The organism is Mesorhizobium sp. M7A.F.Ca.CA.002.15.2.1, assembly GCF_003998715.1.
Taxonomy (GTDB): Bacteria; Pseudomonadota; Alphaproteobacteria; order Rhizobiales; family Rhizobiaceae; genus Mesorhizobium; species Mesorhizobium ciceri.
In genome coordinates, this window is sequence record NZ_RZPI01000171.1 from 1 (window position 1) to 8860 (window position 8860).

10 protein-coding genes and 1 pseudogene are annotated in these 8860 nt (G+C 63.5%); 8 read left to right on the plus strand and 3 right to left on the minus strand.

Annotated features, from left to right (window positions below):
• The 5 genes and pseudogenes from ENZ74_RS12360 to ppa all read left to right on the plus strand — a co-directional run.
• Window positions 1-447, plus strand: a pseudogene (locus ENZ74_RS12360) (hypothetical protein); the annotation flags it as partial.
• 4 nt (window positions 448-451) lie between these two features.
• Entirely contained in the window at window positions 452-1306 is an 855-nt protein-coding gene (locus ENZ74_RS12365) for a YgcG family protein (protein ID WP_063169472.1), read from the plus strand.
• Window positions 1307-1314: 8 nt separating this feature from the next.
• Window positions 1315-1953 carry a TPM domain-containing protein gene (locus ENZ74_RS12370; RefSeq protein WP_063169471.1) on the plus strand — a complete coding sequence of 213 codons (639 nt, stop codon included), beginning with the start codon at window positions 1315-1317 and terminating at the stop codon, window positions 1951-1953.
• 118 nt (window positions 1954-2071) lie between these two features.
• Window positions 2072-2578, plus strand: coding sequence for a GNAT family N-acetyltransferase (locus ENZ74_RS12375; RefSeq protein ID WP_013528996.1), 507 nt, complete (start codon window positions 2072-2074; stop codon window positions 2576-2578).
• Window positions 2579-2690: 112 nt separating this feature from the next.
• A complete protein-coding gene (ppa, locus tag ENZ74_RS12380) occupies window positions 2691-3224 on the plus strand; it encodes an inorganic diphosphatase (protein ID WP_013528997.1) in 534 nt (177 codons plus the stop codon).
• Between the two features lie 9 nt (window positions 3225-3233).
• Here ppa and ENZ74_RS12385 read toward each other — a convergent pair whose 3' ends face one another.
• Together ENZ74_RS12385 and ENZ74_RS12390 are read right to left on the minus strand one after the other, a co-directional pair.
• Entirely contained in the window at window positions 3234-3827 is a 594-nt protein-coding gene (locus ENZ74_RS12385; RefSeq protein WP_013528998.1) for a hypothetical protein, read from the minus strand.
• Window positions 3828-3872: 45 nt separating this feature from the next.
• Window positions 3873-4490: a TetR/AcrR family transcriptional regulator gene (locus ENZ74_RS12390; RefSeq protein WP_013528999.1), complete on the minus strand. Its 618-nt coding sequence runs from the start codon at window positions 4488-4490 to the stop codon at window positions 3873-3875.
• A gap of 74 nt (window positions 4491-4564) precedes the next feature.
• Here ENZ74_RS12390 and ENZ74_RS12395 point away from each other — a divergent pair, with 74 nt between their 5' ends.
• Complete coding sequence (locus tag ENZ74_RS12395; RefSeq protein ID WP_063169470.1) at window positions 4565-5848, plus strand: MFS transporter; 1284 nt, start codon at window positions 4565-4567, stop codon at window positions 5846-5848.
• A gap of 180 nt (window positions 5849-6028) precedes the next feature.
• Window positions 6029-7603: an alkaline phosphatase gene (locus ENZ74_RS12400; RefSeq protein WP_063170395.1), complete on the plus strand. Its 1575-nt coding sequence runs from the start codon at window positions 6029-6031 to the stop codon at window positions 7601-7603.
• Between the two features lie 48 nt (window positions 7604-7651).
• Here the strand turns inward: ENZ74_RS12400 and ENZ74_RS12405 are convergent, their stop codons facing one another.
• Window positions 7652-7933, minus strand: a complete 282-nt coding sequence (locus ENZ74_RS12405; protein WP_224618852.1) for a hypothetical protein — start codon at window positions 7931-7933, stop codon at window positions 7652-7654.
• 197 nt (window positions 7934-8130) lie between these two features.
• Between ENZ74_RS12405 and ENZ74_RS12410 the strand changes: the two genes are divergently transcribed.
• The coding region (locus ENZ74_RS12410; protein ID WP_127312791.1) for a GTP-binding protein at window positions 8131-8860 on the plus strand (730 nt) is incomplete at its 3' end.

Genomic DNA, 8860 nt, shown 5'->3' on the forward strand with positions numbered 1-8860 from the left:
GACCTGCACACCAAGCTGATCATCGAGAATGACATGGTGCCGGCCTTCCGCGCCGGGGACTTCTCGGGCGGTATCAGCAAGGCCGTCGACGACATGGTCATGGTGCTGGAAGGCAATCCGGCGGAGCTGGAGGCGCGCGGCGAGCGCAACCAGCAAGCGCCTTTCGATTCCGACGACCTGTTCTTCGCCGTCTTCATCAGCATCTGGGCGATCATCTTCTTCGGCAGCATTGCGGCTTCCGTGCTGCCGCCGATCTTCGGCCAGAAGCTTGGCCCCGGCCGCTACCGCTGGCTTGGCATGACCTTCGAGCCAAGCCGGCGATCCTCCAGTGGCGGCTGGTCGTCGGGGAGTTCCGGCGGCGGCTGGTCTTCGGGGTCAAGCAGCGGTGGAGGCTTTTCCGGCGGCGGCGGTTCGTCCGGCGGCGGCGGCTCGTCGGGAAGCTGGTGATGGCATGATGGTATCCAGCATCAGCCTGTCGAAACGCGACCGCCTCGCCTCGGCCGTCCTGATTGCTGCGGTCGTGCTGTTCTCCTGCGTCATGGCCTACGCGGCCGACCTGCCGGCGCTGACCGGCCGTGTCGTCGACAATGCCGGCATCATCGACGCCGCGACCAGGGCGGCGCTGACCCAAAAACTCGCCGATTTCGAGACGAAAGGCTCCGACCAGATCGTCGTCGCGACGATTCCCAGCCTCGATGGCGAGGAGATCGAGCCTTACGCCAACCGGCTGTTCCGCTTCTGGAAACTTGGCCAGGCGGGCGAGAACAATGGCGTGCTGCTGCTGGTTGCCCCGAACGACCGCAAGATGCGCATCGAGGTCGGTTATGGGCTGGAAGGCACGCTGACCGACCTGCACACCAAGCTGATCATCGAAAATGACATGGTGCCGGCCTTCCGCGCCGGGGACTTCTCCGGCGGCATCAGCAAAGCCGTCGATGACATGGTCATGGTGCTGGAGGGCAATCCCGAAGAACTGGAAGCGCGGGGCAAGCGCAATCCCGCCGATGACGGCACGTCCATCGATCCGATCTTTGCCGTGTTCCTGATCCTGTGGGCGACGATGTTCTTCGGCGGGATGGCGATGGCGTTCCTGCCGCCGATGTTCGGCACGAAACTGTCGCCGGGCGTGTACAAATGGCTGGGCATGACGTTTCGTTATGGCCGCGGGCCGAGCGGGTACTCGGGCACTGGCTGGACAACCGGTTCGTCGTCGGGCAGCGGCTGGTCTTCGGGGTCAAGCGGCGGTGGCGGATTTTCCGGTGGCGGCGGCTCGTCGGGTGGTGGCGGTTCTTCAGGAAGCTGGTGAGACAGATCATGGCAACACGACCAATCAGCCCGCAGGATCATGAGCGCATCGCAACCGCGATCCACGCCGCCGAGGAGAAAACCGACGGCGAAATCTACTGTGTCGTGGCGCATGCCAGCGACGGCTATTTCTTCCCGGCCGCCTTCATGGCGACCGTGTGCATGCTGTTCGTCAGCCTGGCGGTCGGCTACGGTCTGGAGGCCTGGTGGCTGTCGATCCGGCTGCCGCATTTCGTCCTCGCCCAGCTCCTGGCGCTTGCCTGCGTGCTGGCCTTGTTGTGGGCGCTGCCTGGTATGCGCATCCACCTGGTGCCGAGGCGGCTGCGCTACCAGGCGGCGCACGCCAACGCGATCAAGCAGTTCCTCGCCCGCAACGTCCACCGCACCACGGCGCGCACCGGCGTGCTGGTCTTCGTCTCGATCGCCGAGCGCTATGCCGAGGTGGTTGCCGATTCGGGTATCGACGCCAAGGTCGGCCAGCATGTCTGGGACGGCGTCGTGCGCGACCTTACCGCGCATGCCGGCGACGACCGGCTTGCCGACGGCTTCGTCAAGGCGATCGAGTTGGTGGGTGCGGTGCTGGCCGAGCATTTCCCGGTCACTGCGGGCGACAGCAACGAGCTCGACGACCATCTCGTCGAGATTTGAGCCTTTCCACAGAAGTCTTGAAGGCCCCTCACCAGGGCGGTGATCGCCTGTGAGAAAGCAGCCGGCTGGCGGCCCGGACCCTTGCAATCGGGCGATGCGGGTTTATGGTTAACAAATCATGAATACGCTGACGATCGACATCCGGAAAGCCGACCCGCGCGATGCCAGTGCCATCGCCGAGGTGCATCTGGAGGCCTGGCGCGGCGCCTATTCCGGCATCATTCCGCACCGGACCCTGACATCGATGATCAACCGCCGTGGCGCCGACTGGTGGGCGAATGCGATTCGCCGCGCCGCCACCGTTCTGGTCGTCGAAATCGGCGGCAAGATCGCCGGCTATGCGACGATCGGCAAGAACCGCGCCCGTGAACTGCGCCAGCAGGGCGAAATCTACGAATTGTACCTGCGCCCGGAATATCAGGGCATCGGGCTCGGCAGCCGCCTGTTTTCGGCGGCCAAGGCGCGGCTGGCCGATCACGGGCTGAAAGGCATGGTCGTGTGGGCGCTGGAGGACAACCAGAACGCGCTTGCCTTCTATGCCGGCGCCGGTGGCCGCGATGTCGCCGAGGGCGTCGAGATCTTCGAGCAAAAGGCGCTGAAGAAGGTCGCTTTCGTCTGGGAATGACAACCCGGCCTTTCGGCAATTGGGCGTTCCATTCGCACCCAGCACCATTCGCCGCATTGCACCATGACGCGCCGCCCGCTATCGATCGTCCATCGAGAGAGGGATTTAAGCCATGCGCATTGAAGCCATAGCCAGCGGAAAGAATCCGCCTGAGGACGTCAACGTCATCATCGAGGTGCCGATCGGCGGCGAGCCGATCAAGTACGAGATGGACAAGGAGGCCGGCACGCTGTTCGTCGACCGCTTCCTGCACACCTCGATGCGCTACCCCGGCAATTACGGCTTCGTGCCGCACACGCTGTCGGGCGACGGCGATCCGATCGACGTGCTGGTCTGCAACACGCGCGCGCTGGTGCCGGGCTGCGTCATCAACGTGCGGCCGATCGGCGTGCTGATCATGGAAGACAATGCCGGCCAGGATGAGAAGATCATCGCCGTGCCGTCGCCAAAACTGACGCTGCGTTACGAGAACGTCACCGAATACACTCAGCTGCCCGACATTACGCGCCAGCAGGTGCAGCACTTCTTCGAGCACTACAAGGATCTCGAGCCCGGCAAATGGGTCAAGATCGAAGGCTGGCACGATTCCAAATACGCCAAGAAGATGATCGTCGACGCGATCGAGCGGGCCAAGGCGAGCAAGTAGCCCGACCGGTCAGTTGTCGACCCGGCCGAAGGCCGGCACTTTGCCGATGACGGTGTGTCTGTCCTTGCCGCAGGCGAAGGTGCGTGCCTTGTCGTCGGCAAGCTTGCGCGCCTGGTCGTTGGCGACGGGATTGCCGGTGGCCAGCACCAGGCCGACGGTGCAGCCGTCGCGGGCGTCCATCTGGCCGACCTTGGCGACGAGCAGCACCTCGGTCGGCTTTTTCTCGTCCTCGGGATTGCTGATCGAGCGGCGATGGATGACGGCATAGGGCACTGCCGTGTCGCCCTTGGTTTCGATGCGCCATTCGACTTTGGCTCCGGACGAATTGAGGCCGGAAAAGCTTTCCCAGACCGTCGTCATGTCGCCGCCGGGCGGAAAACCGTAGAACAGCGATTCACGGGCGTCGTCATAGGCGATCAGTACGGGATAGCCGCGATAGCCTGAACAGGCGAGTTCGGCCCAGTCGCCGTCGCCTTCTTCTGCCTGCGCGTAGGTCACGCAGTCCGTTTTCGAATCCAGATCGGTGTAGGCGCTGGAAATGCCGTCGGCTTGCGCCGCCTGACCGAGACCGACCAGGACAAGCGGGATCAGAATGGCACGCATGGCGGTCAATCTCCGTTGCAAGCCGCCGCAGCGTAGCGCCAAACGCTATTTCTTCAAGCTGGCTTCGATCAGCAGGTCGGCATTGCGGGCAACCGCTTGCGCCGGACCGCCGAGGCCGAACAACTGGCCGCTGATATAGGCGCCCTCGATCAGCAGCAGCAGGCCGTCGCCGAGCGTGTCTGGGTCTTGCGCGCCCATCGCAGCCGCCATGGCGCGCAGGCGGCGGCGCAGTTCCTGCTTGTTGGCCTCGCTGACCACGCGAGCCGGGTGGCTGTGGTCGGGATATTCGACCGCCGCATTGGTCATGCCGCAGCCGCGATAGTCCGCCACCTGCGTGCGCTTGCCGATGCGGGTCAGGAAAGCCTTGATCTGAGCGCGCGGGTCGCCGGGATGAGCGGCGACCGCCTCGTCGAAGCGCTCCCAGTATTCACGGTCATATTGCCTGAGATAGGAAGCGGCCAGTTCGTCCTTGGACGGAAAGCTGCGGTAGAGGCTGGGCTTGGTGACGCCGGCACGCTTGACGATCTCGTCGACGCCGATCGCCCTGATGCCGCGCCGGTAGAACAGGTCATAGGCCACATCGAGGATCTTCTTGGCGGCTTTCGGCGGAGCGGATGCATGACCGTCGCTGATGGTCAGTTCAATATTTTTGTCGGTTGGCATCGTGTGACTCGATTGACAATGTTACCGATCGGTACGTATACATGTTCCCACCCTGCAACGTACCGGTCAGTAACATGATAACTCAATCTCGCCCCTTTGGCCAGCGCTACGCTTTCGTCGTGGTCGGCGTCATCTTCCTCAGCCTGCTGGTCGCGGCTGGCCTGCGCTCCGCACCCTCGGTCATGATGCTGCCACTCGAGAACAGTTTCGGCTGGCGCCGCGACGTCATCTCCCTGGCCGCCGGTGTCGGCATTCTGCTTTACGGTTTGACGGGGCCATTTGCCGCAGCCCTGATGGAGCGCATCGGGCTGCGCCGCACGCTGCTCGCCTCGCTGGTGGTGATGTCGGGCTCGACCATGCTCAGCCTGCTGATGACCAAGCCGTGGCATCTGTTCATCACCTGGGGCGTGTTCTCGGGCATTGGTTCCGGTGCCGTCGCCAGCGTGCTCGGCGCGACCATCGTCAATCGCTGGTTCAAGACCAATCGCGGCCTTGTCATGGGATTGATGTCGGCCTCCAGTGCCTCGGGCATGCTGGTGTTCCTGCCGCTGATCGCCGCTCTGGCACAGTCGGGCGGCTGGCAGCCGGTTGTCATTGCGGTCGCGATCGCGACCGCTGCCCTGATACCGCTGGTCTGGCTGCTGGTGCCGGAGCGGCCGGCATCGATCGGCATGGTGCGCTATGGCGCCGAGGCTGACGATGTGCCGCCGACGCCGCCTGCGTCACAGGGCAACTTTCTGGCGCATACGTTCTCGACGCTGCGCCGTGCCGCCGGCACGCGGGTGTTCTGGTATCTGTTCGCCACCTTCTTCGTCTGCGGCTTCACCACCAACGGGCTGGTCGGCACGCATCTGATCGCGTTTTGCGGCGACATGGGCATCGGCGAGGTGCAGGCCGCCGGCCTGCTGTCGATGATGGGCATTTTCGATCTGATCGGCACGACATTGTCGGGCTGGCTCACCGACCGTTTCGACCCGCGCAAGCTGCTCGGCGTCTATTACGGCATCCGCGGCCTGTCGCTGATCTACCTGCCCTATTCCGGCTTCTCAGCGACCAGCCTGATCATCTTCGCCGTGCTCTACGGTCTCGACTGGATCGCCACCGTGCCGCCGACTCTGAGGCTCGCCAATGAGGCGTTCGGCGATCGCAGTGGGCCGATCGTGTTCGGCTGGATCGTCGCCGGCCACCAGATCGGTGCGGCGACCGCCGCCGCCTTCGGTGGCACCATGCGCGAGTTGCAGGGCAATTACGAACTGGCCTTCCTGATCGCCGGCATGACGGCAATAGCCGCTGCCTGTATCTCGCTGCTGATCAACACCAGCAAGCCGGCATTCGAGCCGGAGCCGCAGGCGGCGTAGGGAGAGACGCTACCGGCCAAGCTGCCATCTCCCCCACACGGAGGAAGATCGGCAGCTTCGCCGTCCGCGCAAACGCCCACCCGCCTGTTGATCGTCAGAAAAACTTCATGATCCCGAGATGTCCCTGAAACATTGACGCTGGATTTTGGTGGCACCGTTCAAGCCATCCAGGAGACAGCCGTGAACAAGCTTTCGATGACTCGCCGCGCTTTCGTCACCTCCGCCAGCGCCGTTGGCCTGGCCGGCGTCTCGAGCCTGGTGCTGCCCTACTATTCGCGCGCCAGTCAGCGGCCGGCCTTCACCCATGGCGTCCAGTCCGGCGATGTCGACGCAACCAGCGGCATGGTGTGGACGCGCACCGATCGCCCGTCGCGCGTCATGTTCGAAGTGTCGTCGACGGAGAACTTCGCCACTGCGACACGCCTGGCGCCGCTCGATACGTCGCCGGCCAGCGACTACACCGTCAAGCGGCTGCTCACCGACCTCGCTTCGGACCAGGATATCTTCTATCGCATGACGGCAGCCGATCTCGCCGACATCAACGCCGTTTCCGAGCCGATCATCGGGCGCTTCAGGACGGCGCCGGCCTCGAAGCGCGACATCCGCTTTGCCTGGTCGGGCGACACCGCCGGCCAGGGCTGGGGCATCGATGAGACCGGCATGAAGACCTACGCCACGATCGGCAAGCACACGCCCGACTTCTTCCTGCATTCGGGCGACACCATCTATGCCGACGGCGCCATGAAGGACGAGGTCGACCTGCCCGGCGGCGGCAAGTGGAAGAACGTCGTGCTGATCGACGGCAAACGCAAGGTTGCCGAGACGCTGGACGAATACCGGGACCAGTGGAAGTACAACATGATGGACAGGAACGTGCTCGGCCTCAGCGCCATCTGCCCGACTTTCTACCAGTGGGACGACCATGAAGTCCTGAACAACTGGTCGGATTCGAAGGATCTCAGCGCCGACAGCCGCTATTCGGAAAAATCCATCCACGTGCTGGCGGCCCGTGCGGCGCGGGCTTTCCACGAGATGACGACGATCCGCTACGAACCTTCCGAGCCCGGCCGCGTCTATCGCAAGATCGCCTACGGGCCGCTGCTCGACGTGTTCTTCCTCGACATGCGCTCCTATCGCGGCCCCAATGGTCCCGACATGCAGGATGAGATGACGCCGCAATCGCGCATGCTCGGCGAACAGCAGACGAAATGGCTGAAGCGCGAACTGGCGAATTCGAAGGCGACCTGGAAAATCATCGCCGCCGACATGCCGCTCGGCCTCGTCGTCTGGGACGACGGCACCAAGAAGGTTGGTGCCGAAGCAGTCAGCAATGGCGACAATGGCTTGCCAAAAGGGCGTGAGCTCGAGATCGCCGACCTGCTGCGCTTCATCAAGAATGCCGGCATCAGCAACACCGTCTGGCTCACCGCCGACGTGCATTACACGGCCGCGCATTATTACAACCCGGACAAGGCGCAGTTCCAGGATTTCAATCCGTTCTGGGAATTCGTTTCGGGTCCGATCCATGCCGGAACGTTCGGGCCGAACGATTTCGACATGACGTTCGGTCCGGAGCTGAAGTTCATCAAGGCGCCGACCGCCGAACAGGGACAGAACCTGCCGCCCTCGGCAGGTCTGCAATTCTTCGGGCTGGTCGATATTTCAGGCGCCAGCGAGCAGATGACGGTGCGGCTGATGGATCGCGACGACAATGAACTCTACAAGGTGACGCTCGACCCGGTGCGGTCGGCATAAGCGCGCGCTGATGGAAAGGTGTCGCGCGCGTCTAGGGCGCGCGATGCCTTAGTCCGGGTAGCAGACCATGGGGATATTCGGCCAGACGGCGCTGTCGCAGTTGGCGGCGTCCTGCCGCTGCTTGAAGGCGGCGCTGACCGGGCCGGTCACCACCGGGTCGACGCCGTCGGGCGCGTCGGCGAAAATCTGCTCGGCCGACTGTGCCTCTGACGGCAAGGCAGGCCGTGATTCCTTCGTCGTCGCGGCCGACTGCGCGGCGTTGGCCGCCAGCAGGACGGCGAAGGCAACAGAGGCGATGAGCGGCCAGAATCGGTTGAGTTTATCGGTCATGACGTTCGAACTGCCCGGGCCCCGAGGGGTTCCCGCCTTGGTTAACAAAATCATCTCACACGCAGATGCTTAAGATTTGATGAGTATTTGGTGACGCGCCTCCTCTTTCGCAACTGCGAAAAACCCTGTATGAGCCGCGCAACCGAAAGAGGCAGCGCCTTTTGGCCTGCTGCCTGCAACGCTTCCGAGACCAGAACATGAAAATCCGTAATATCGCGATCATCGCGCACGTCGACCATGGAAAGACCACCCTGGTCGACCAGCTTTTGAAGCAGTCCGGCTCCTTCCGAGACAATCAGCGCGTGGCCGAGCGCGCCATGGATTCCAACGACCTCGAAAAGGAGCGCGGCATCACCATCCTGGCCAAAGCGACCTCGGTCGACTGGAAGGATACCCGCATCAACATCGTCGACACCCCCGGCCACGCCGATTTCGGTGGCGAGGTCGAACGCATCCTGTCGATGGTGGACTCAGCCATCGTGCTGGTCGATGCCGCCGAAGGGCCGATGCCGCAGACCAAATTCGTCGTCGGCAAGGCGCTCAAGGTCGGCCTGAAGCCGATCGTCGTCATCAACAAGATCGATCGCCCGGACGCCCGTCATGTCGAGGTGGTCAACGAGGTGTTCGACCTCTTCGCAGCGCTCGACGCCACCGACGAGCAGCTCGACTTCCCGATTCTGTACGGCTCAGGCCGCGATGGCTGGGTTTCGGAAAATCCGGAAGGACCGAAGGACCAGCAGTTGGCGCCCCTGTTCGACCTCGTCATCAAGCATGTGCCGGAGCCGACCGTTCATCCCGGTCCGTTCCGCATGATCGGCACCATCCTGGAAGCCAATCCGTTTCTCGGCCGCATCATCACCGGCCGCATCGAGAGCGGCACGCTGAAGGCCAACCAGCCGGTCAAGGTGCTGCACCATGACGGTACTC